This window comes from Paracoccus sp. (in: a-proteobacteria) (assembly GCF_030538695.1).
Taxonomy (GTDB): Bacteria; Pseudomonadota; Alphaproteobacteria; order Rhodobacterales; family Rhodobacteraceae; genus Paracoccus.
Map to the genome: position 1 here is coordinate 85955 of NZ_JAUNTN010000003.1, position 22310 is coordinate 108264.

Here is a 22310-nt window from a genome sequence, read left to right on the forward strand (position 1 = left end):
TATGAGAGGAGCAACCATGTCCTTCCACCAACCCACACGCCGCGGCTTTATCTTTGGCGGGCTGGCGCTGACCGGCACCAGCGCGCTGCTTGGCACGTCGGCGCTGGCCAATATGGACCCCAACACCTTCCGTCAGGGGCGCGTGTTCAGCGCCAGCCACTATGGCCCGTTCGAGGCCGTGGTGAAGGATGGCAGGATGGTTGCCGTCAACCCGCTGGCCGAGCTGGACGGCCGCCCGACCGAGATGCTGACCCATGGCATCATTGACCGGACCTATGACGAAAAGACCCGCATCAACTATCCGATGGTGCGCAAATCTTATCTGGAAGGCTGGCAAACCGGTGACACCAAACCGGAACTGCGCGGCAAGGAACCCTTTGTCCGCGTCGATTGGGACACCGCCTATAAGCTGGCCGCGAAAGCCATTGTGGACACCATTTCAGAACATGGGAATGAGGCCGTGTTCAGCTCGTCCTATGGTGGGTGGAGCCATTCCGGCACCATGCGTCCCAACGTGCTGCAAGGGCGGCTGTTCAACCTGCTGGGCGGCTGCACCATTACCGTGGGCGACTGGTCCGGCGGCGCCAGCGAGATCGCGCTGCCCCATATCATCGGGGATATGGAGGTGTTCTCGCCGCAAACCGCGTGGGAGGTCATCCGTGACAATACCGAAGTTTTCGTTCTGCTGGGCTGCGACCCGATCAAGAACAACCGGATCGAAAACCGCGTGGCCGATCACGGCATGTCCGCGCCGTGGGAAATGATCCGCGATGCGGGCGTGCAGTTCCTGTCGATCAACCCGCAGAAAACCGCGTCAGACGCCTATCTGAACGCGGAATGGCTGAAGATCATCCCGAACACCGATGTGCCGCTGTTCCTTGGCATGGCGTATCACGTTCTGGAAAACGGCTGGCAGGACGACGCCTATCTGGCAAAATATACCACCGGCAGCGACCGCTGGATCGCCTATGTCAAGGGCGAGGATGACGGCACCCCGAAAACCCCGGAATGGGCCGCCGCCATCTGCGGCATCGACGCGGCCAAAATCCGCGAACTGGCCGAATTGTTTGCCACCAGAAAGACGCAGTTTGCAGGCGCGTGGTCGCTGCAACGCGCGCAGCACGGGGAAATGACCCACTGGGTTATCATCAACTTTGCCGCGCTGCTGGGTAAGATCGGTAAGCCGGGTGAGGGGGTTGGTTTCTCGTGGCACTTTGGTGGCGGCGGGATGCCGCAATCGGGCCATCGTGTGCCGCGCGGGCTGGCGCAGGGCAAGAACTTCACCAAGACCGTCTGCCCGGCCAGCCGTATCACTGAAATGCTGGAAAATCCCGGCATGGCGTTCAGCTATAACGGCAATCCGAACACCTATCCCGATGTGAAGATGATCTATAACGCCGGCAACAATTTCATGTCCCACCAGCAGGACGTGAACCGGCTGATCAAAGCGCTGGAAAAGGTGGACACCATCGTCTGTCAGGACGTGTGGTGGTGCGCGGCAACGCAATGGGCCGACATCATCATGGCCGCGAACAGCCCGGTGGAACGCGATGACCTGTCATCCGGCGGGTTCTATTCCAACGACCGGGTTTATGCGATGAAGAAGATCATCGACCCGGTGGCGGAATCGAAATCGGATTACGACATCTTTGCCGAGCTGGGCGCCTATCTGGGTGTTGAGCAGCAATTCACCGACGGGCTGGAGTATATGGACCACCTGCGCGCGGCCTATGACCGCACCAGCGCGGCTGAGACCGTCCCGTTCGAGGAGTTCTGGGAAAAGGGCTATGTCCGCCTGCCGATGCCGGAAAAGGCACGGTCCTGGGTGCGTCACGGGGCCTTCTATGAGAACCCCGAGGAGAACCCGCTGCACACCGAATCCGGCAAGATCGAGATGTTCTGCGAATCCATCGCCCGGATGGGGCATGATGACTGCCCCGGTATGCCGATCTGGATGGAACCGCATGAATATCTGGGCAACGCCAAGGAAGGGCAGTTGCACGTCGTCAGCCCGCATCCGTGGTATCGCCTGCACAGCCAGATGGCCAACAGCGAAAGCCTGCGCAATATGTATATGGTGCAGGGTCGCGAACCCGTGCTGATTAACCGTCAGGACGCCGAGGCCCGCGGGATCACCGATGGCGACATCGTGGAACTGTATAACGACCGCGGAACGGTGATTGCCGGGGCGATCCTGTCGGATGAGATCATGCCGGGCGTCATGTCGATCTATGAAGGCGGTTGGCCGGATGTGGACAGCAAGGGCCGCTGCAACGGCGGGCAGGTGAACTTTATCACCTCGACCGTGCGGGCGTCGGGTCTGTCCGAAGCGACCTCGGCCAATACCTGTCTGGCGTGGCTGCGCAAATGCGAAGATCCCGAACGTCCGAACCGCGCCTTTGAAGGTCCGCAGATCATCACTGATCTGGAGATTCCCGAGATCGACGAGGCCAGCCTCGGGCTGGAGCGGATGCAGGATCTGGTTGCGGCGCTTTATGCCGATATGCAGCCGGGCGAGCGACTGTTCTATGAGGCTTGCACCGTCTGCCACGGCCCGCGCGATCCGGGGGCGTTCACGCAGCTGCAATGGCGCGGCATCCTGCCGTCCATGATCCCGAATGCCGGTCTGGAGGATGCTGACGCGGCGCTGGTGACCGAGTTCCTGATGCAGCACGCATCCGACGCACCGAAACCGTAAGGTCTTTGCAGCGGGCAGGGGTTTCCTTGCCCGCTGTGCCTTTGGGCGTAATGCCGCAAACTGCCGCCGCTTTGACAGACGGTCTTTGCGGCGGGCTTTCCCTCATACAGATGGATAATGGCCTGCTGCCGGATGAAGCCACCGCATTTTGCGGGGTTATCGGGCGTATGGCGGCTGGTTTCCCGGTCAAGGAGTGGGCTTGCCAGAACGGGAACCGCGCCGGGGTCAAGCAAAAGGGGCCTCAGGGGGACACCCGGAAGGCTTATGGGCTGCCAGATGTGGACAGAATGACGTGCGGGGCCATCCGTCCGTGGTGCTGTCTTTGGACTTTGTGGCCTGTGGCGCTTGGGAACAGCCTGCTCTTGCCGCCTCTACAGCGGCGGGTGGTCGTCCTTATCCAAGGGCGGGTCCAGCGCCTCATCGGGCAGGGTGTCGGTTTTCGGCGGCTGGCGGCGCAGCGCGGTGCGGCCAAGGATCAGCAGCGCAATCGGCATGGTAATCATCACGAAAATGCCGATGGTCAGGTCGCTGATGGCGCGGTTGATGTCTCCCTGTCCGATAATCAGCATCGAGGCCAGAAACACCGCCGCCGTTCCCCAGCTTGTGCCAAGGGTCGGTGCGTGAAGCCGCTGGTAAAAGCTGCGGAACCGCACCAGCCCGATATTGCCCAGCAGTGTCAGGGTTGAGCCGATGACCAGCAGGATTGCGGCGGCAATGGCGATGATCGGGGGCAGGCTGGCCAGATCGGTCATTCGATCACCTCACCACGCAGCAGGAACTTGGCCAGCGCCACGGTCGCGGCAAAGCCCAGAAAGGCAATGACGGCGGCGACTTCGAAAAAGAACGGCGATCCGGCGCGGATACCGATGACCAGCGTCAGCAGCATGATATTGATATACAGCGTATCAATACCCAACACCCGGTCATGCGCGCGCGGCCCGGCCACCACCCGCCAGCAGGCCAGCATCCCGCCGATGACCAGTGCGAATTGCGCATAGATCAGCGCATAGCTTAGCAGGCTGTGGCTCATTCAAATGCCTCCTTCAGCAGGCGAACATAGCGGTTGCAAACCACTTCGCGCCAATATTCGGGGTCGTCGAGGTCGAGAATATGCAGAAGCAACCGCCCGCCCAAGGCGTCTTCGCCCTCATCGGCGCGATAATCCAGCCATGCGGTGCCGGGGGTGCCGGTCAGGATGATAGCCAGCAGCGCCAGCGCATTGGGGTCTTTCAGGTCGATGTGGATGTCCAGAAAACCAGAATGGCGGTCCGCGTAATCCGGCCCGGCCAGCACCACCCGCGCCACCCCGATATTCGAGCGCACAATGTCCACCGAGACCCGGCCGGCCAGCCGGATCAGAGGCCAGAGGCGCGGGAAACGGCTGCGCGGCAGCTCCAGCGGGGCAGATGCAAGAACGGCGACCCCGGCGATCAGCACGCCAAGCACCAGATTGCCGATGCTGAAACCGGACAGCATCAGCCACAGCAGAATCAGGCCAAGCGACAGAAACGGGCGTTGCAGCATCATGGCGCGGCGTCTCCGGTATCGGGGGCGGGCGCGGGGTCAACCGGGCGCACCGACATGACGGTTTGGGAATAGCGCCCCTCCAGCAAGCCATCAGCGGCGCGCAGGGTCATGCGCATGGCCGGTTCGGCGCGGAAGGCCAGCAGCACCAGCACCGCCACCAGAATCGTGACCGGCACGATTTCCAGCGCCAGCACGCGGGGGTGATCTTCTTGCACCCAAAACCGGCTGATGCCGAACTGCATGAAGGACAGCAGCACGGCAAAGCCGGTGCCGATCAGCGTCACGATGAACAAGACGGCCACCGGCGGCAGTCCGCTGTCCGTTCCTGCCGTAGAGAAAACCCCGGAAATCATGGCGAATTTGCCAATGAACCCGCTGAAGGGCGGTAGCCCGGCCAGAACGGCGGTCAGGGTGGCAAACAGCGCCGCCATGGTCATCAGCGAACCGGGCATGGCTGTCACCGGGGCGTCGTCATCCTCGACCGCGCCAAGGCCCATCGGTCCCCAACGCAGCGCCTCCAGGGGGTCTTCGTCCTGATCGTCCGGGTCATCCTCGGGCTTTTTTTCGGGCTGACGGTTCACGACGTCTGCGATCAGCAGCATGGCGCTGACCGCCAGAGTCGAGCCAGCCAGATAATACAGCGCCCCGCCCAGCATCCGTGGCCCGCCGCCCAGCAACGCGACACCAATCATTGCGATCAGCGTCCCCGAGGAGATCAGCGCCACATGCGCCACCCGCTGCGCGATCGGCCCGGACAACACGCCGAAACCACCATAAATCATTGTGATAAGCCCTGCCGCCAGCAGCAGTGGCCCGCCGAAACCGGGGTCCGCACCTTCGGGGCCAAAGCACAGCAGCGCCATGCGCAGCACCGCGTAAACCCCAACCTTTGACATCAGCGCCAGCATCGCGGCCACCGGCGCGGCCGCCGTGGAATAGACGCGCGGCAGCCAGAAGCCCATCGGCCAGATCCCGGCCTTGATCAGAAAGGCCAGTCCAAGGCAGGCCGCGCCAGCGTGGAACAGCGGCATCTGCCCGTCGGACAGCCGCCCGGCAAGCTGCGCCAGTTGCGCCATATTCAGCGTGCCGGTGACGCCATAGATCAGCGCCACCCCGATCAGGAACAGCAGCGAGGCGGTCAGGTTGATGGCAATGTAATGCAGTCCGGCCTTGATCCTTTCGGCCCCCGAGCCGTGCAGGACAAGGCCGTAAGAGGCGGCCAGCATCACCTCGAAAAAGACGAACAGGTTGAACAGGTCGCCGGTCATAAAGGCCCCGTTCATACCGAACAGCATGAACTGGAACAATGAATGGAAATGCTGGCCCTTGCCCTGCCAGCCCGCCATGGAAAAGATCAGCGCGGGCAGCGCCAACAGCGCGGTCAGCATCACCATCAGCGCCGACAGCCGGTCCAGCACCAGCACAATGCCCATCGGCACCGGCCAGTTGCCCAGCAGATAGACCCGCAGGGTGGCGTCATCCCCGGCCTGACGGATCAACTCCCACGAGACGGCCAGCAGCGCGATAACCGAAGCCGTGCCAAGCCCCGCCTTCATCCAGCGGCGGCGGTCGTCATAAAACAGCATCAGCGCCCCGGCAATCAGCGGGATCAGCAAGGGGGCGATAAGCAGATGTTCGGGTTTCAGGCCGGGGATCACGGGCGGCGCTCCTTCCCGTCGACATGGTCGGTGCCGGTCATGCCGCGCGCAGCCAGCAGCACCACCAGAAACAGCGCCGTCGTGGCAAAGCTGATAACAATGGCCGTCAGCACCAGCGCCTGCGGCACCGGGTCGGCATAGTTGGCGGGGTTGATGATATAGCCCTTGGGCATCACCGGCGGCGCCCCCACCCGCGGGCGGCCGACGCCAAAGATGAACAGGTTGACCGCATAGGCCAGCAGCGACAGCCCGCAAATCACCTGAAAGGTCCGGGGCCGCATCAGCAGCCAGATCCCAGACCCGGCAAGGGTTCCGATGGCAAGTGCAAGGATCAGACTCATGTGGCGGCTCCGTCAGGGGTCGTGTCGGTGGTCGCCTCGGTGGCGGTGGGTTCAGGCTCGGGCTTGCGGCGCGGTTTGGCGGCGCTGACGCGCAAGGTCTGGTGTGCAATCGCAATCACGATCAGCGTGGTGGACCCGACGACGACTGCAAACACGCCCAGATCGAACAGCATCGCCGTGGCGGCAGGCACCTGCCCGACAACCGGCAGGGTGATATATTGCGCATGGGCGGTCAGGAACGGATAGCCGAACAGCCACGACCCAAGCCCGACCAGAACCGCCATGGACAGGCCAAAGGCAATCCACAGAACTGGCAGCACCAGCAGGCGATCCTCGATCCAGCGCACGTCCGAGGCGATATATTGCAGCGTCAGACCGATTGCCAGCGTGACCCCGGCAGCAAAGCCACCGCCCGGCAGATCGTGACCGCGCAGGAAGAAATAGGCCGCCAGCAGGATCGTCACCGGGAACATCCAGCGCATCATCAGCGCCGGCACCGCGATCAGCTTTTCGGCAGGCAGGCCGTCCCCGGTCCGGGCGCGGGGCAGTTCGGCGCTTTCCGGGGCGGGACGGAACCGGCGCAGCAGGGCAAAGATGGTCAGTCCCACCGTGCCAAGAACGACGATTTCGCCAAAAGTATCGAAGGCCCGGAAATCGACCAGAATCACGTTGACGACATTGGTGCCGCCGCCCTCGGAATAGGCATTGCGCAGGAACCAGTCGCCCACACCCGGCACCGCACGCGAGGCAAAGACCGCATAGGCAACAGCCGTCACCCCAAGCCCGCCGGCAACCGCAATCGCAAGATCACGCCCGCGCCGGATATGTGCCGACAGGTCACGGTCGCCGGGAATGGCGCTGCTGCGCTGTGGTAGCCAGCGCAGGCCCAGCAGCAGCAGAATGGTGGTGGTGATTTCGACCACGAGCTGCGTCACGGCAAGATCCGGGGCCGAAAGCCATGCAAATGTGATCACCGTCATCAGCCCGACGCCGCCCAGCATGACCAGCGCCGCAAAGCGGTGGTATTTCGCCTGCCAGGCCGTGCCGATGGCGCAGACCGCACCGATCAGCCACAGCAGGGCAAAGACAGCCTCGGATGTGCCAAAAGCGGGAACCGCAGGCACCCATTCGGTCCCCGGTAACACCAGCGCGGTCAGCGCCAGCGTCACCAGCACCACGGCACGAAGCTGGGTTTGCAGGCTGGCAGCCGTCATCAGCCGGTGCAGCGCCGGTGCAGCCTGCGCGGTCAGGGCGCGTTGCAGCCGGTCGAACAGGGCCAGCCCGTCGATATAGTGCCGTTCGGGCGTGCCGGGGGTGCTGCGGTTCAGTCGGCGGCGGGTCAGCAGATAAATCGCCACGCCTGCGGCAAAGGCCACAATGCTCATCATCAGCGGCAGGTTCCAGCCGTGCCACAGCTTGAGGCTGAAAGCAGGCATTGCCGCGCCAAGCACGGATTGCCCCGCGTCTTGCAGCGCCGCACCCAGCAGCAGCGCCGGGAACAGGCCGATGCCAAGGCACAGGAACACCAGCAGCTCGACCGGGCGGCGCATGGCGACAGGAGGCTCATGCGGCGGCATGACCGGCAGCGCGGTTGCGGGCGGGCCGAAAAAGACCTTCAGGATAAAGCGCAGTGAATAAGCGACGCTGAAGGCGCTGGCGAATACCGCAATCCACGGCAGGGCGTTATCCAGCATCGAACCGTTGTTCCAGTGCTGCGCCACGTCGAAGAACATCTCTTTGGACAGAAACCCGTTCAGCAGCGGCACCCCAGCCATTGAAGCCGCCGCCACGATCGCCAGTGTCGAGGTGATTGGCAGCCAGCGCCGCAGCCCCGAAAGGCGGCGCATGTCGCGGGTGCCGGTTTCGTGGTCGATGATGCCCGCCGACATGAACAGCGATGCCTTGAACACGGCATGGTTCACGATGTGGAAGATCGCCGCAATGATGGCGGCCGGGCTGCCGATTCCGGCCAGCGCGGTAATCAGGCCAAGGTGGCTGATCGTGGAATAGGCCAGCAAGCCTTTCAGATCATGCCGGAACAGTGCGGTGACAGCCCCCATCGTCAGGGTAATCATGCCGATGCCGGTCACGAGGAAGAACCACATATCGGTGCCGCCAAGCACGGGGAAGAACCGCACCAGCAAGAACACCCCGGCCTTGACCATGGTGGCCGAGTGCAGAAACGTCGAAACCGGCGTTGGGGCGGCCATCGCATTGGGCAGCCAGAAATGGAACGGAAACTGAGCCGATTTGGTAAAGGCGGCCAGCAGGAACAGGAACAGGATCGGTTCGTACAGCGGATGCGCCCGGATCACGGCACCGCGCGCCAGCACGATGTCCAGTTCGAAACTGCCCGCGATGTGGCCGATCATCGCCATGCTGACCAGCAGACACAGCCCTCCCGCCGCCGTTACCGTCAGCGCCACCCTTGCACCACGTCGTGCCTCGGGCTTTTGGTGCCAGTAAGAAATCAGCACGAATGACGCCAGACTGGTCAGTTCCCAGAAAACCACCAGCATGATGATATTGCCGGACAAAAGAACCCCGGTCATGGCGCCGGTAAAGGTCAGGATCGCAGCATGGAAGCGCGAGGCGGCGTCATCCTCTGACATATACCAGCGGGCATAGACCACCACCAGCAGGCCGATACCGGCGACCAGCATCATCATCAGCCAGGCAAAACCGTCGATGCGGAACCGCAGGTTCAGGCCAAGACTGTCCACCCAGCGGATTGTGGTCGAGACCACCGCGCCGTCACCGATGAAATCGCGCAACCCGAACAGGATGCCAAGCATCGCCACCATGACGACGGCGGATACGCCGGTCAGCGCATTGCGCGCGTCGCCCGGCATGGTTGCTGCGACGATCGCCCCGAGAAAGGGCAGTAAAACCATCAGCGTCAGCAGGTTCTCGGCAATCATCCGGTCGAGGTATCCTTGGCTGGTGGCCCGTGTGGGGTTATCAAGCGCACCCCGCTTCGGTATGCGAAACGGTATGCCAGAACCCGAGGGCATGATATGAAGATATGTTTCGTCTAAGCAGATTGCGGTCCGTCCGCAAGCAAGCTGTAGATCACATGCGTGACATTTTTCAATTTATCATTTTTGGTTTCCCGAATCGCTGCAACACGCGCAATATGACCCCAAAAGATTAAGGATTTCTTATGCCCGCCCGGTCTGCTGCCGAAGCTGACGAGAATCAGCCTCTGCGCCTGCATGTGCAGGGCGATCAGGCACATTTGTCTGGTGATCTGACGGTCGCGGCGCTGGCCGCGCTGCCTGCCGGGCTGGAGCGGGCGGCCCGGCTGGACCTGTCGGGGCTGTCGCGTCTGGATACCGCAGGGGCGTGGTATCTGGCAGGCCGGGTGGCGGGTGGGACGCAGATCCAGGGACTTTCCGACCGGCATCATGCGCTGCTGGACAGTGTGACCGCTGCCATGCCTCAGCCCGAACCTCAGTCCCCCGCCGCGCCATGGCCGCGCCGCCTGCTGGAGCGCATGGGCCGTAACACGCTGGAAACATGGCTGTTACTGGTTTCGCTTGCCGAATATCTGGGCCGGTTTCTGGCCGCGCTTGGCCGCTGTATTCGCCATCCTGGCCAGTTCCGCTTTGCCTCGCTTGTGCATCATGCGCAGGAAACCGGGCTGCGGGCGGTGCCGATTGTGGCGCTGATGTCGTTCCTGATCGCGGTGGTGATCGCTTTTCAGGGGGCCACGCTGCTGAAACAGTTTGGCGCGGAAATCTTTGTCGTCGATCTGATTGCCATTTCCATCCTGCGTGAGCTTGGCATCCTGCTGACCGCAATTATCGTGGCGGGGCGGACGGCCTCGGCGCTGACGGCCTCGATCGGGTCGATGAAAATGCGCGAGGAAATCGACGCCATGCGCACGCTGGGCCTTGATCCTGATGTGGTGCTGGTTGTGCCGCGGGTGCTGGCGCTGATTATCACCCTGCCCATTCTGGGGCTGATTGCCAATCTGGCGGGTATCCTTGGCGGTATCATTATGTCATGGGTGACGCTTGGCATCTCGCCCGGCCTGTTCGTGGTGCGGATGATTCAGGACACTGGGCTGAACAATGCCGCCGTTGGCCTGATGAAAGCCCCGGTTTTTGCGGTGATTATCGGGGTGATCGGCTGTCATGCGGGTATGAGCGTGGGCAAGGATGCGGAATCGCTGGGGCAGATGACCTCATCCGCCGTGGTGCGGGCGATCTTTGCGGTGATCCTTGTGGATGCGCTGTTCTCGGTGTTCTTCTCGGAGGTGGGGTGGTAGCCGAAAACGTCATTGAAGTCAGGGGCTTGCGCACGCAGTTCGGGCGGCATGTGATCCATGACAATCTGGACCTTGACCTGAAGCGGGGCGAGATTTTGGGCGTCGTCGGCGGTTCGGGCACCGGAAAGTCGGTGCTGCTGCGCACGATTGTCGGGCTGAAACAGCCTGATGGTGGGACCGTGCGGGCCTTTGGCGTGGATATGGCCCGCGCCACATCGGACCAGCGCCGCAGCGTTGAACGCCGCTGGGGGGTGATGTTTCAGGATGGTGCGCTGTTCTCGGCGCTGACGGTGCGGGAAAACGTGCAGGTGCCGCTGCGCGAAGTGCTGGACCTGCCGCCGCAAGTGCTGGACGGGTTGGCGGATCTGAAAATCTCAATGGCCGGGTTGCCGTGGTCGGCGGGCGAGAAATACCCCTCTGAGCTGTCTGGCGGGATGCGCAAGCGGGCCGGTCTGGCGCGGGCGCTGGCGCTGGACCCGCAGGTGGTGTTTCTGGATGAACCGACCGCCGGGCTGGACCCGATTGGCGCGACGGCCTTTGACCGGCTGATCGTCAGTCTGCGCGATGCGCTGAACCTGTCCGTGTTCCTGATTACGCATGATCTGGATACGCTGCGGGCCTGCTGCGACCGGATTGCGGTTCTGTCGGACAAGCGCGTTCTGGCAACCGGCACCATGGATGATCTGGCCCGTTATGATAACCCGTGGATGCGGGAATATTTCAACGGTCCCCGCGCCCGCGCTGCCGCCGCTGTAAAGGAGTAACGGATGGAAAACAAAGCCAATTACGTCCTGATCGGCGGTTTCACCATTGCGGGGTTCCTGGGGATTCTGGGTTTCCTGTTGTGGTTTGCGAATTACGAAACCAACCGTCAGTTCGACTATTACGACGTGTATTTCACCGAAGTGTCGGGGCTGGACATCGCCTCTCAGGTGCGTTTTGCGGGGCTTCCGGTGGGGCAGGTCGTGGATATGGCCTTGTCGGAACAGCAGCAGGGCCGGGTCCGCGTCCGGCTGGAGGTCAGGGCCGATACACCGGTGCGCCGTAACTCGACCGCCGCGCTTGAGGCGCAGGGTGTCACCGGGTTGTCTATCGTCGGCATCACGCCGGGCAATCCCAATGCGCCGCTGCTGATGGACGGGACCGAGGGCGTTCCGGTGATCCCGGCGACGCGCTCGGTGCTGCAAACGCTGGGCGATCAGGGGCCAGAGATTATCGAACGCCTGAACACCGTCGCTGACCAGTTGACGCAGTTGCTTGGCACCGACAATCAGCAGCGGGTGGCCAATATCCTGACCAATGTCGAACATTCCTCGGCAAATCTGGATCAGGCGCTGAACGATTTGTCGGCGGCGGCGAATAACATTGCCCGTGTTGCCGATGAGTTTGCGGGGGTGGGTGACAAGATTGTGCCGCTGGCCGATGGTGCAGGGCAGGCGCTGATCTCGATCAAGACCGCCGCCGACAGCGCCACCGGCGCACTGAACGAGGCACAGGATTATATGGCGGGCGATTTGCGGCGGCTGTCGGATCAGGTGACGCAGACTGCGGCTGATCTGTCGGCGCTGTCGGCCAGCGCCACGCCCGCCATCGACAGCGCCACCCGTGCGCTGGACGGGGCCGATCGCATCATCAACACCGAGGTCGGGCCGGTGGCACAGGATTTGCGGGCCTCGCTGGCTCGGCTGAACACGACGCTGGAACGGGTCAACGCCGATCTGCCCACCATTCTGGGCCGGGTGCGTGGCGCAGCGGAATCGGCGCAGGCCGCAGCGGGGCAGGTTCAGGTGATGGTGGCCCGCGCTGCACCGGGGGTTGAAGCCTTTACCCGCGAGGGGTTGCCGCAGTTTGCCGGTCTGGCCCGTGACCTGCGCAGCGTAACCCGCGATATATCCGACTTTGTGCGGGTGCTGCGGCGCTCGCTGCGGTTGTAGCGCAACTCATTGCCCTGACATGGTATTTTATTGTCTGAGCAAAGTTTTTTCGTTAAGATGCGCTCACTTGGCTTGACGTTGGGGGGCGCTCAGGTCGCTATATTTAACGGAGAAATGTAATGTTCGCAAAAGCTGCCATCCTTGTTGCCGCCGGTCTGACCCTGACCGCCTGCGCCATCACGCCCGAAGACTATGAAACCGATCCGGTTCTGCTGCAAACTGCGGCTGGCCCGGTAACTTGCCAGCTTTACACGGCCCGGCAAGTGACGTGGGACCGCTCGATCAACCGTCCGGCCAGCATGTCGGTGGAAACCGCTGACGCGCTGTGCCGTCAGGAAGGTTATGCCGAAATGCGTGGCGAAGGCACCGGCACCCGCGTCGCCAAAACGCAGGCACCCGCCCAATAAACGCGGCGCACCAGCATCTTTTGTCCAGAAATATCCCCGCCGGAGGCCAGGACGCGGCACGCGTCCTTTTCCGGCGGGGACGTTATTCAACCCTTGGCCAAGGCTTCCACCGGGTCCAGCCGCGATGCACGCACCGCGGGCAGATAACCAAAGGCCAGCCCGATCACGGTTGAACTGACCAGCGCCGCCACCATCGAGCCGGTCGAATAGATTAGCTTGAAATCGCTGCTCAGCGCCTCGAATAGCCAGCCAAAGCCAAGCGCCAGCGCCAGCCCCAGCGCGCCGCCGATCATGCAGACCAGCGCCGCTTCGATCAGGAATTGCGCCTTGATGTCGGATTGCCGCGCGCCCACGGCCATGCGCAACCCGATTTCCCCGATGCGTTCCGTCACCGACACCAGCATGATATTCATAACCCCAATGCCGCCGACGATCAGCGAAATCACGGCAATTGCCGCAATCAGCAGGGTCAGGGTCGAGGTGGTGGCAGTGATCGTCTGCCGGATCTGGTCATTGTTGATGATAAAGAAATCCTTGGTGCCGTGGCGCTGGGTCAGGATGCTTTCGACCGACTGCTCGGCCAGCGTCATGTCCACATCGTCCTTGACCCGAAGCGTCAGTCCGCTGACGCTGGTGGTGCCGATATAGCGCACCTGCACCGTGGTATAGGGTGCCCAGATGGTCAGGTTCTGGCTGCCGCCGGGGCCGCTGCTGCTGGCCTCGCCCACGCCGATCACCCGTAGGGGAACCTTGCCTGCCATCAGCAATTTGCCCACGGCATTGCCATCCGGGAACATGGTTGTCAGCGTGTTCTGGTCGATCACCACATCCTGCGACATGGCGGTGACATCGGCTGCGTCAAAGACCTGCCCTTGCAGCAGTTTGACGCCGGCCACGTCGAAATAATCCTCATTCACCCCACTGATCTGTGCGCTGGCCTCGGTCGAGCCATTCCGCAGCGTCTGACTGCTGGAAACCGTGGGGCTGACCGAGGCAACGAAATCCTGCCGCGCCAGCGCCACCCCGTCCGATGACACGAGCGTCGTGACCCGGCCCGACCGCATGTCACCAAAGTTGCGGCCCGGATAGATTTGCAGCGTATTGGTTCCTAGCCCGCTGATATTCTGTAAGACCTGCTGCTGCGTGCCATTGCCAAGCGCCACCACCGACACGACCGAGGCAATGCCGATGATGATGCCCAGCATGGTCAGGAAACTGCGCAGCTTATGCGCCCGCATCGCCAGAAAGGCCATGCGCAGCGCCTCGGTCAGCCGCCCGACCAGCGGCACGGTGGCGCGGGCGGGGGTGCTGGTTTCCAGCGCGGTGGCGGGGGGGTCGGTCCCGCGGCGGTCGGCAATGATGCGACCGTCGCTGATCTCGATGACCCGATCCGCGCGGGCAGCGATTTTCGGGTCATGGGTAATCAGAATGACGGTGCGGCCGTCGCGGTTCAGTTCCTTGAGGATGCCGAGGACTTCCTCGCCGCTGTGGCTGTCCAGCGCGCCGGTGGGTTCGTCTGCCAGAATTACCCGCGCGTCATTCATCAGGGCGCGGGCAATCGAAACCCGCTGCTGCTGGCCCCCGGATAACTGGCCGGGGCGGTGGTCCAGCCGCTCGCCCATACCCAGCCGGGTCAGCAGCTCGGCGGCACGTGCATGGCGAGCTTCGGCGGGAGTGCCGCGATAGATCGCCGGAACCTCGACATTCCCCAGCGCGGTCAGTTCTGCCAGCAGGTGATAGCGTTGAAAGATAAAGCCAAAGAACTCGCGCCGCAGGGCCGCAAGCTCCTCGGGGTTCAGCCGCGCAACCTCGCGCCCGTCCAGCAGGTAACTGCCGCCCGAAGGCCGGTCCAGACAGCCGATCATGTTCATCAGCGTGGATTTCCCCGACCCCGAGGCACCGATGATGGCCACGAACTCGCCCGGTTCAATCGTCAGGTCGATGCCTTTCAGCACTTGCAACACACCGTCGCCTGATGGGTAATCGCGGGTCAGGCCGGAAATGCGGATGATCGGTTCAGCCATGATCCGCTCCCTCAGCGGCCCATGGGCGGGCCGCCCATCATGCCCTGCGCCCGGCGGGCGGTGGCGGAATTGATGGCTGTGCCGTCGGCTTCGCCGGTGATGACCTGTTCGCCTTCGCGCAGGCCCTCGGTGATTTCCACGATCACCTTGTCATTCAGCCCGGTGGTGACATTGCGGGTTTCCGGCTGCCCATCCACCAGCACCCGCACCTGATAGCTGCCGTCCGGGTTACGGCGGCCCAGCGCGGTGGCGGGGATGGTCAGCACATCCGCCGCCTGTCCCTGAACGATGGTGACTTCGGCGGTCATATAGGTGCGCAGGTGGCCGTCGGCATTATCCACCGGGATTTCCCCGATGTAATAGACGGCGGAATCCGACCCTGTATCAGTGTTGCTGGAATTGATTGCGCTGTCATTGATGATGCTGCGCGGTGCGGGGGCAATGCTTTCCAGCACGCCTTCATATTGCCGCGCATTGTCCCCCAGCAGGGAAAAGCGCACCTGCTGTCCGATGCTGATGCGGGCGATGTCGGCTTCGGAGATTTCGGCCTGAACGGTCATCTTATCCAGCTGCCCAAGCACCACGATGGTGGGCGAGGATTGCACCGCGTTCACCGTCTGCCCGGCCTGCGCGACCACCGCCAGCACGGTGCCGTCAGCAGGGGCAGTCACGCGGGTATAGTCAAGATTGGCCTGTGCATTGCTGATCGAGACCTCGGCCGAGATGATCTGCGCATCCAGTGCGGCAATCTGGGCCTTGGCGGCCTCGACGGCCTCCTCGGCGCTGTCGTAATCGCTGCGGGCGACGGTCTGGTTGCGGACAAGCTGTTGCTGCCGGGACAGGGTTTTTTCTGCCAGCGACAGGCTGGCCTGTCGTTCAAGGCGCTGCGCCTGAAGTTGTGCCAGCGTGGCTTCGGCGGTGCGCAGGGCGTTTTCCTGATTGACGGAATCAATCTCGGCAATCAGATCGCCCGCCACCACCCGGTCGCCAAGTCCAACCGCCAGCCGGATGATCCGCCCCGATGCCTGCGCCCCCACGGCGACCAGATTGGTCGGTTTGACCGTGCCTTCGGCGGCAACGGTCACTTCCACGGTGCCGCGACTGACTGGCGCGGTCAGATAAGTGGTGCTGGCCGGTTGCTGGCCCTGCCACCACCACCAGCCTGCAACAGCGGCCAGCACAAGCAAAAGCAAAAGGATAATCTTGCGGCGCATGGGCGTTCTTTCGGGATCGTTCCGGTTGTGGGACAAAGGCGTCCAGATTGCCGCCTATAGCCCGAAGAACCGAAATGAAAGCCAAACGGTTTCCATCTGGGGCAGGAAAAAGGAAAAACGCGCCGGGGATGAACCGGCGCGTTTCGGGAATGTCAGCCAGCTTACAGCTTGAAGGACCAAAACATCGTCTCGCCCGAGCTGTCATCCACACCGTCATTGTCGGTCACGACATAGGCGGTTCCGTCCGGGGTGATGGCCAGACCTTCGACCTTATCCAGCACATAGCCGCCGGTGGATTTCAGGTCCGGGATCAGGTCGCGCACGGTTTCCTTTGCCACCAGCGGCAGGTCGCCGTCCAGCGGGGCAGGGATCAGACCGTCCAGCGATACGCGGGTGATGGCCTTCAGCACGGCCTTGTCACCGATCTGGTTGTCGCGCTCGATCAGATACAGATAGCCGTCATGGGCGGTGATTTCGGACAGGCCGACCCAGCCTTCGCCGCTGTCCAGCGGATAGCGCACCCCGGCCCATTCGCCCGTCGCCGGGTCCAGTTGCAGCAGTTTGGTCTGACCCTTGGCGTCGTCTTTCCAGTCGCGCTGAACCGCCAGCCACAGCTTGCCGTCCACCAGCGTGATACCTTCCAGCCCGAAGCGGGTGGCGTTGGCGATCAGGCTGTCGGGCAGGGCGATTTCCTGCTGGATCGCGCCCGAGGCATCAACATGCAGCACAAGATTCGGGATTTCCTTTTCCGGGTTGCCCTCGGAGGCCAGCCAGAAGCCGCCTTGTCCGTCGCTGGTGATGCCTTCCAGATCCAGCTTTTCAGCGGGTTTGCCGTCGCGGGTGACGATCACCCGGCCGGTGATCTGCGCCGGGGTCTGGCTGGCGTCGATGGTGAAAATCGCGGGTGCGGCGGCGTAATAGCTGTCGCTGACCGCATAAAGCCGGGTTGCGTCCGCCGGGTCAGTGGCCAGTCCGGACAGCGCGCCCCATGGCGTCAGATCAGTTGCCTCAATGGACGGATAAGCCGGGGCAGCCTCGCTGCGCTCATAGATCATCACATGGGCACGGGCGGCGCCGTCATCGCCAAGATCCGCCTCATTCGCGCTGGCGAACAGGTTGCGGCCCGGAATGGCGACCATGCCTTCGGGGCTGATCCCCGAGGGCAGGGCTTGCAGCGGGGTCAGGCTGCCGTCGGCGGCAACGGCATAGACAAAGATCACGCTGCCGCGCTCGGATGCGACGAACAGGTATTTCTGGCCGTCATATTCCGCAACCAGCACCGATTCCGGCTCACCGCCCTTTTTGTCGGAGCGTTTGTCCGGGTAGTGACCCAGCCGCATCAGCCAATGTTCCAGTTCCGCGCCGGAATCATGGACCACATTGCCCTCACGGTCCCAGACGCTGAAGCCACGGCTGCCGCCCTTCCAGTCGCCTTCGTTCGCGGCCACCAGCAGGTCATCGGTCAGCCAGCCGATTGCATCGGGTTCGCGCGGAATATTGGTCAGGCTTTCGGTCGGGGTGATCTGGCCGTCGCGCTTGGTGTCGATCTGGTCCAGATCGACGCTGCCCGCGTTGAAATGGCTGCTGACCTGACCATCTGCGCCGATAATCACGATATGGTTGTTTTCCTGCAACGTGACCGCCAGATCGCCGCGGCTGTTAAAGGCCAGAAACTCGGGTTCCGGGTCTTCGCCGCCAACGTCGGCCAGCCCGGTCACGTCGATCTTGCGCAGGTTCGCGCAATCTGCCTGACCATCGACGACCGGGATCGTCACCACGAAACCGGCGGGCATCTGCGGCAGCCCGCCATCGCCTGCGTCCTCGTCGCGCTCATTCTCGATCGCCACCGCCAGCAGGGTGCCTTCGGCGTTGCGGGCCACCGAATCGGGCTGGCCGCCAAGGTCACAGCTTGCCGTGATGGTTTGGTCCGCGATGTTCACGCTGCGCAGCGCGCCCGACGGGTTGGCGTAGGATTCCGAGGTGTTTACTCCGACAAAGGCCATGCCACCAATGACCACGGTGGTGGTCGGTTCGCCGTCCACGTTGATATTGCCCAGCGGCTTGGGCGCGCGCGGGTCGGTGATGTCGATCAGACCGATGACACCCAGCGGGCTGTCGGAATAGATCAGCGTGTTGCCATCCTCGGTCGCGGTGATGATCTCGGCCGAGGTCTCGCGGGTCTGATCCTCGCCCGCCGCCATATTGGCGATGGTGGGAAAGCTGGAAATACGGTTGAACACCGGCTCGGCCACGGCGGGGGCGGCGGCAAGGGCAAGCACGGAACAAAGGGTCAGGCGAAGCATCGGAAATCCTCATTGCGATAGCAGAGGGTTTCTGATGCGGCGATGTAACGGCACCGTGACCGCAGTATGACATTTTTGTGGCAGATCAGCGCCTGTGTGCAAGGTGCTGATCTGGCTGCGATTTATCCGCGAGCGGCGCGGATTGCATCGTCCAGAATGTCCAGCGCCTCGTCAAAGGTCGCGTCCTCGATGGTCAGCGGCGCAAGGAAGCGGATGACATTGCCATGCACCCCGCAGGACAGCAGGATCAGCCCGCGCTCCAGCGCCTCGGCCCGGATGCGGTTGACCAGATCGGGCAGGGGCGTGCCGTCGCCATCGCGGAACTCGGTAGCCGTCATAAAACCGGGGCCGCGGATGTCCACGATCTCGGGGGCCTCATTGCCCAGTGCTTTCAGCCGGGCTGTCAGGCGTTCGCCAAGCGCATTTGCGCGGCTGCACAGGTCGCGGGCCTCGATCTCCTCAAGCACGGCCAGCGCGGCAGCAATGGCCAGCGGGTTGCCGGCATAAGTGCCGCCAAGCCCGCCGGGCTGCGGCGCATCCATCACCTCGGCCCGGCCGGTCACGGCGGACAGCGGAAAGCCCCCGGCCAGCGATTTCGCCATGGTCATCAGGTCAGGCACCACGTCGTAATGATCCATGGCGAACAACTTGCCGGTGCGGGCAAAGCCGGTCTGCACCTCGTCCGCGATCAGCAGGATGCTATGCGCATCGCAGACCTGCCGCAGCCCGCGCATCAGATCGGCAGGCGCAGGGTTAAAGCCGCCTTCACCCTGCACGGGTTCGATGATGATGGCCGCGACGCGGGCCGGGTCCACATCGGATTTCAGCAGCCGGTTCAGCGCCTCCAGTGAATCGGCGGTGGTGACGCCTTCCATCGCTGAGGGGAACGGAATGTGCCACACATCCGCAGGCAGCGCCCCGAACCCGGCCTTATAGGGGAAAACCTTGCCGGTCAGCGCCATGCCCATGAAGGTGCGCCCGTGGAAGCCGCCGGAAAAGGCAATCACCGCATCGCGGCGGGTATAAGCGCGGGCGATCTTGACCGCGTTTTCCACGGCTTCGGCCCCGGTGGTGGCGAACAGGGTTTTCTTGGGGAAGCGACCCGGCGTCAGCGCATTCAGCTTTTCCGCCAGCAGCACATAAGATTCATAGGGAACGACCTGATGGCAGGTGTGGGTCAGGCTGTCCAACTGTGCCTGAACGGCGGCCATCACGCGCGGATTGCGGTGGCCGGTGTTCAGCACCGCAATGCCGCCTGCAAAGTCGATATAGCGCCGCCCGTCAGCGTCCCAAAGCTCGGCATTTTCTGCGCGGGTGGCAAAGATCGGTGTGGCAAAGCCAACCCCGCCCGCAATAGCGGCAGAGCGGCGGGCAAGAAGCGCGGCGTTGGACATGGAAAACCCCCTTTGGAACCTGTCGTCAGACTAGCTCAATAGCGGGGTGGATCAAGGGGACTCGCGGCGCTGCCCGGAAATCGGGCAGATTATGCGCCGACTGCCCGGTTGTGGGCATTTCCCTTGCCTTTCCGTCGCTTGACGCTTTGATTAAAGACGCAGGACTCAAGGGGATACCATGACCGACCGCCGCTATTACGCGCCCCAGGGCGGGTTGCCGCCACAAACGCAATTGCTGACTGACCGTGCGATGTTCACCGAGGCTTATGCGGTGATTCCGCGCGGCACTTTCAGCGATATTGTCACCAGCTATCTGCCGTTTTGGGACAAGGCGCGGTTCTGGGTCATCGCCCGACCTATGACGGGTTTTGCCGAGACGTTCAGTCAGTATATCGCTGAACTGGCTCCCGGCGGCGGATCAGACCGGCCCGAAACCGAGGCCGGGGTTCAGGCGGTGTTGTTCGTGACCCAGGGCAGCCTGACCCTGGCGCTGGCGGGCCAGGTGCATCAGATGGTGCCGGGTGGCTATGCCTATCTGCCGCCGGATGCAGTCTGGAGTCTGCGCAACAGCGGCGATACCCCGGCACAATTCCACTGGGTTCGCAAGCGGTATCAATTGGTTGACGGGCTGCCCGTTCCCGAAGCCTTTGTCACGAATGAGGCCGATGTCGCCCCGGTTCCAATGCCTGACACAAACGGCGCATGGGCCACCACTCGCTTTGTCGATCCCGCCGATCTGCGCCATGATATGCATGTCAATATCGTGAGTTTTCAACCCGGTGGGGTGATCCCCTTTGCGGAAACGCATGTGATGGAACACGGCCTCTATGTGCTTGAAGGCAAAGCGGTTTATCGGCTGAATCAGGATTGGGTCGAGGTCGAGGCCGGTGATTTCATGTGGCTGCGCGCCTTTTGCCCGCAGGCTTGTTATGCCGGTGGGCCGGGACCATTCCGCTATCTGCTGTATAAGGACGTAAACCGGCATATGCCGCTGAAACTGTGAAATAAAACAACAAAACCGACAGGGAAGTGAAATGACAAAAACTGATGGCGTTGACGCCGTGCTGCCGCCCGGCCCGTTGTTCACGCTGGGGCTGCAGCATGTGCTGGTGATGTATGCGGGTGCGGTGGCGGTGCCGCTGATCGTTGGCCGGGCGCTGCAACTGGATGCGGAGCAGGTGGCGTTCCTGATCTCGGCGGATCTGTTTGTTTGCGGGATTGTCTCGATCATTCAGTCGCTTGGCGCAGGTCCGTGGTTCGGCATCCGGTTGCCGGTGATGATGGGCGTGACCTTTGCATCGGTCGGGCCGATGGTTGCCATCGCGCAGGCCAACCCCGGAACCGAAGGCGCGCGGCTGATCTTTGGCGCCATTATCGGCGCCGGGATTATCGGGATGCTGATTGCGCCGCTGATCGGGCGAATGTTGCGGTTTTTCCCGCCGGTGGTGACGGGGACGATCATTCTGGTGATTGGTGTGACCCTGATGCGCATTGGCATCAACTGGATTTTTGGGGTGCCGGTCGGCCCGACCGCGCCGAAACTGGTGGACCCCGCGCAGGCCGAGTGGCTGGTGCAGGTCACGGCCCTGCCCGGCGCACCCGAACGCCCCGCCGGTCTGGCGCTGGCCGCCAGCCAGCCGAACCCGGCCTATGCCGCGCCGGTCAATATCGCAATTTCGGCGGCAGTTCTGGCCGTGGTGCTGATGGTCGCCCGGTTCACCCGCGGCTTCTTTTCCAACATCGCGGTTCTGGTCGGGATTGTCGCGGGCTGCATGCTGGCCAGCGTGATGGGGCTGATGCCCTATGACAAAGTGGCCAAGGCCCCGCTGTTCGAGCTGATCCTGCCGTTTCATTTCGGGATGCCGATTTTCGACCCGGTGATGATCCTGACCATGGTGCTGGTGATGATTGTGGTGATGATCGAATCGACCGGCATGTTTCTGGCCTTGGGCGAGATGACCGGCCGCCGCATCACCCCGCAAATGCTGACCGCGGGCCTGCGCACCGATGGGCTTGGCACACTGATCGGCGGGGTGTTCAACACCTTTCCTTATACGTCGTTTTCACAAAACGTCGGGCTGGTTGGCGTGACCGGGGTGCGCTCGCGCTATGTCTGCGTGGCGGGCGGGGTGATTATGCTGGTGATGGGGCTGATCCCGAAAATTGGCGCTTTGGTCGAATCCATTCCGACGGCGGTGCTTGGTGGTGCTGGCGTGGTGATGTTCGGCATGGTTGCCGCAACCGGCATCCGCATCCTTTCGGCGGTGGATTTCAAGGTGAATCGCTATAATCTGTTCATCGTGGCGATCAGCCTTGGTATGGGGATGATCCCGCTGGTTGCGCCTGATTTCCGCATGTGGATGCCCCACGCCATCCACCCGCTGATCGAATCGGGGATTCTTCTGGCCTCGGTTTCGGCGGTGGGGCTGAATGCGTTTTTCAACGGTGCGGCGGGCGATGCCAGCCAGTTGCGTGACGCTGCCATGAACAGCGACGGCGGGCATTGACATGCAGGGCTGGGGGTCTATCTGACCCCC

Annotated in this window: 18 protein-coding genes; 8 read left to right on the forward strand and 10 right to left on the reverse strand. The window is 62.8% G+C overall.

Going from position 1 to position 22310, the window contains the following annotated elements:
* Positions 1 to 16: 16 nt before the first annotated feature.
* Entirely contained in the window at positions 17 to 2698 is a 2682-nt protein-coding gene (locus tag Q4G24_RS02340; protein ID WP_303364896.1) for a molybdopterin-dependent oxidoreductase, read from the forward strand.
* A gap of 371 nt (positions 2699 to 3069) precedes the next feature.
* Here the strand turns inward: Q4G24_RS02340 and mnhG are convergent, their stop codons facing one another.
* Genes mnhG through Q4G24_RS02370 form a run of 6 tightly spaced genes read right to left on the reverse strand, consistent with a single transcriptional unit; the run spans position 3070 to position 9145 of the window.
* Positions 3070 to 3450 (reverse strand): monovalent cation/H(+) antiporter subunit G, encoded by a 381-nt coding sequence (mnhG, locus tag Q4G24_RS02345; RefSeq protein ID WP_303364897.1) that lies wholly within the window; start codon positions 3448 to 3450, stop codon positions 3070 to 3072.
* Positions 3447 to 3728, reverse strand: coding sequence for a K+/H+ antiporter subunit F (locus tag Q4G24_RS02350; RefSeq protein WP_303364898.1), 282 nt, complete (start codon positions 3726 to 3728; stop codon positions 3447 to 3449). The genes mnhG and Q4G24_RS02350 overlap by 4 nt, the downstream gene beginning before the upstream one ends.
* Positions 3725 to 4225: a Na+/H+ antiporter subunit E gene (locus Q4G24_RS02355; protein ID WP_303364899.1), complete on the reverse strand. Its 501-nt coding sequence runs from the start codon at positions 4223 to 4225 to the stop codon at positions 3725 to 3727. Before Q4G24_RS02355 ends, Q4G24_RS02350 begins: the two co-directional genes overlap by 4 nt.
* Positions 4222 to 5883, reverse strand: a complete 1662-nt coding sequence (locus tag Q4G24_RS02360; protein ID WP_303364900.1) for a monovalent cation/H+ antiporter subunit D — start codon at positions 5881 to 5883, stop codon at positions 4222 to 4224. Before Q4G24_RS02360 ends, Q4G24_RS02355 begins: the two co-directional genes overlap by 4 nt.
* Positions 5880 to 6224, reverse strand: a complete 345-nt coding sequence (locus Q4G24_RS02365; RefSeq protein WP_303364901.1) for a Na+/H+ antiporter subunit C — start codon at positions 6222 to 6224, stop codon at positions 5880 to 5882. The genes Q4G24_RS02360 and Q4G24_RS02365 overlap by 4 nt, the downstream gene beginning before the upstream one ends.
* Positions 6221 to 9145: a monovalent cation/H+ antiporter subunit A gene (locus Q4G24_RS02370; RefSeq protein ID WP_303364902.1), complete on the reverse strand. Its 2925-nt coding sequence runs from the start codon at positions 9143 to 9145 to the stop codon at positions 6221 to 6223. Before Q4G24_RS02370 ends, Q4G24_RS02365 begins: the two co-directional genes overlap by 4 nt.
* A 242-nt stretch (positions 9146 to 9387) precedes the next feature.
* On the opposite strand from Q4G24_RS02370, the gene Q4G24_RS02375 reads away from it, so the two are divergent.
* The 4 genes from Q4G24_RS02375 to Q4G24_RS02390 all read left to right on the forward strand — a co-directional run bounded on the left by Q4G24_RS02375 (position 9388) and on the right by Q4G24_RS02390 (position 12838).
* The gene (locus Q4G24_RS02375) at positions 9388 to 10497 is read left to right on the forward strand and encodes an ABC transporter permease (protein WP_303364903.1); all 1110 of its coding nucleotides are present in this window, start codon (positions 9388 to 9390) and stop codon (positions 10495 to 10497) included.
* A 26-nt stretch (positions 10498 to 10523) separates the two neighbouring features.
* Positions 10524 to 11261, forward strand: a complete 738-nt coding sequence (locus Q4G24_RS02380; RefSeq protein WP_303364904.1) for an ABC transporter ATP-binding protein — start codon at positions 10524 to 10526, stop codon at positions 11259 to 11261.
* A gap of 3 nt (positions 11262 to 11264) precedes the next feature.
* Positions 11265 to 12431, forward strand: a complete 1167-nt coding sequence (locus Q4G24_RS02385) for an MlaD family protein (RefSeq protein WP_303364905.1) — start codon at positions 11265 to 11267, stop codon at positions 12429 to 12431.
* A 119-nt stretch (positions 12432 to 12550) separates the two neighbouring features.
* The gene (locus Q4G24_RS02390) at positions 12551 to 12838 is read left to right on the forward strand and encodes a hypothetical protein (protein WP_303364906.1); all 288 of its coding nucleotides are present in this window, start codon (positions 12551 to 12553) and stop codon (positions 12836 to 12838) included.
* 86 nt (positions 12839 to 12924) lie between these two features.
* On the opposite strand, the gene Q4G24_RS02395 is transcribed toward Q4G24_RS02390, so the two are convergent.
* Both Q4G24_RS02395 and Q4G24_RS02400 read right to left on the reverse strand, forming a co-directional pair.
* Positions 12925 to 14862, reverse strand: coding sequence for a MacB family efflux pump subunit (locus tag Q4G24_RS02395; protein WP_303364907.1), 1938 nt, complete (start codon positions 14860 to 14862; stop codon positions 12925 to 12927).
* 11 nt (positions 14863 to 14873) lie between these two features.
* Entirely contained in the window at positions 14874 to 16076 is a 1203-nt protein-coding gene (locus tag Q4G24_RS02400) for an efflux RND transporter periplasmic adaptor subunit (RefSeq protein ID WP_303364908.1), read from the reverse strand.
* Between Q4G24_RS02400 and Q4G24_RS02405 the strand changes: the two genes are divergently transcribed.
* A complete protein-coding gene (locus Q4G24_RS02405; RefSeq protein WP_303364909.1) occupies positions 16066 to 16248 on the forward strand; it encodes a hypothetical protein in 183 nt (60 codons plus the stop codon). The two genes, Q4G24_RS02400 and Q4G24_RS02405, sit on opposite strands and share 11 nt — an antisense overlap.
* Here the strand turns inward: Q4G24_RS02405 and Q4G24_RS02410 are convergent.
* A complete protein-coding gene (locus Q4G24_RS02410; RefSeq protein WP_303364910.1) occupies positions 16238 to 18379 on the reverse strand; it encodes an esterase-like activity of phytase family protein in 2142 nt (713 codons plus the stop codon). The genes Q4G24_RS02405 and Q4G24_RS02410 overlap by 11 nt on opposite strands.
* A 122-nt stretch (positions 18380 to 18501) precedes the next feature.
* The gene (locus Q4G24_RS02415) at positions 18502 to 19773 is read right to left on the reverse strand and encodes a 4-aminobutyrate--2-oxoglutarate transaminase (RefSeq protein ID WP_303364911.1); all 1272 of its coding nucleotides are present in this window, start codon (positions 19771 to 19773) and stop codon (positions 18502 to 18504) included.
* 178 nt (positions 19774 to 19951) lie between these two features.
* On the opposite strand from Q4G24_RS02415, the gene Q4G24_RS02420 reads away from it, so the two are divergent.
* Together Q4G24_RS02420 and Q4G24_RS02425 are read left to right on the forward strand one after the other, a co-directional pair.
* Positions 19952 to 20776 (forward strand): bifunctional allantoicase/(S)-ureidoglycine aminohydrolase, encoded by an 825-nt coding sequence (locus tag Q4G24_RS02420; protein ID WP_303364912.1) that lies wholly within the window; start codon positions 19952 to 19954, stop codon positions 20774 to 20776.
* A gap of 31 nt (positions 20777 to 20807) precedes the next feature.
* Positions 20808 to 22280 carry a nucleobase:cation symporter-2 family protein gene (locus Q4G24_RS02425; RefSeq protein ID WP_303364913.1) on the forward strand — a complete coding sequence of 491 codons (1473 nt, stop codon included), beginning with the start codon at positions 20808 to 20810 and terminating at the stop codon, positions 22278 to 22280.
* Positions 22281 to 22310: the final 30 nt, after the last annotated feature.

What these genes read in the sequence shown, in the direction of transcription:
- Q4G24_RS02340 (WP_303364896.1), top strand. Translation starts at nt 17, where the DNA reads ATGTCCTTCCACCAACCCACACGCCGCGGCTTTATCTTTGGCGGGCTG.
- mnhG (WP_303364897.1), bottom strand. Translation starts at nt 3,450, where the DNA reads ATGACCGATCTGGCCAGCCTGCCCCCGATCATCGCCATTGCCGCCGCA.
- Q4G24_RS02350 (WP_303364898.1), bottom strand. Translation starts at nt 3,728, where the DNA reads ATGAGCCACAGCCTGCTAAGCTATGCGCTGATCTATGCGCAATTCGCA.
- Q4G24_RS02355 (WP_303364899.1), bottom strand. Translation starts at nt 4,225, where the DNA reads ATGATGCTGCAACGCCCGTTTCTGTCGCTTGGCCTGATTCTGCTGTGG.
- Q4G24_RS02365 (WP_303364901.1), bottom strand. Translation starts at nt 6,224, where the DNA reads ATGAGTCTGATCCTTGCACTTGCCATCGGAACCCTTGCCGGGTCTGGG.
- Q4G24_RS02370 (WP_303364902.1), bottom strand. Translation starts at nt 9,145, where the DNA reads ATGATTGCCGAGAACCTGCTGACGCTGATGGTTTTACTGCCCTTTCTC.
- Q4G24_RS02375 (WP_303364903.1), top strand. Translation starts at nt 9,388, where the DNA reads ATGCCCGCCCGGTCTGCTGCCGAAGCTGACGAGAATCAGCCTCTGCGC.
- Q4G24_RS02385 (WP_303364905.1), top strand. Translation starts at nt 11,265, where the DNA reads ATGGAAAACAAAGCCAATTACGTCCTGATCGGCGGTTTCACCATTGCG.
- Q4G24_RS02390 (WP_303364906.1), top strand. Translation starts at nt 12,551, where the DNA reads ATGTTCGCAAAAGCTGCCATCCTTGTTGCCGCCGGTCTGACCCTGACC.
- Q4G24_RS02395 (WP_303364907.1), bottom strand. Translation starts at nt 14,862, where the DNA reads ATGGCTGAACCGATCATCCGCATTTCCGGCCTGACCCGCGATTACCCA.
- Q4G24_RS02400 (WP_303364908.1), bottom strand. Translation starts at nt 16,076, where the DNA reads ATGCGCCGCAAGATTATCCTTTTGCTTTTGCTTGTGCTGGCCGCTGTT.
- Q4G24_RS02410 (WP_303364910.1), bottom strand. Translation starts at nt 18,379, where the DNA reads ATGCTTCGCCTGACCCTTTGTTCCGTGCTTGCCCTTGCCGCCGCCCCC.
- Q4G24_RS02415 (WP_303364911.1), bottom strand. Translation starts at nt 19,773, where the DNA reads ATGTCCAACGCCGCGCTTCTTGCCCGCCGCTCTGCCGCTATTGCGGGC.
- Q4G24_RS02420 (WP_303364912.1), top strand. Translation starts at nt 19,952, where the DNA reads ATGACCGACCGCCGCTATTACGCGCCCCAGGGCGGGTTGCCGCCACAA.
- Q4G24_RS02425 (WP_303364913.1), top strand. Translation starts at nt 20,808, where the DNA reads ATGACAAAAACTGATGGCGTTGACGCCGTGCTGCCGCCCGGCCCGTTG.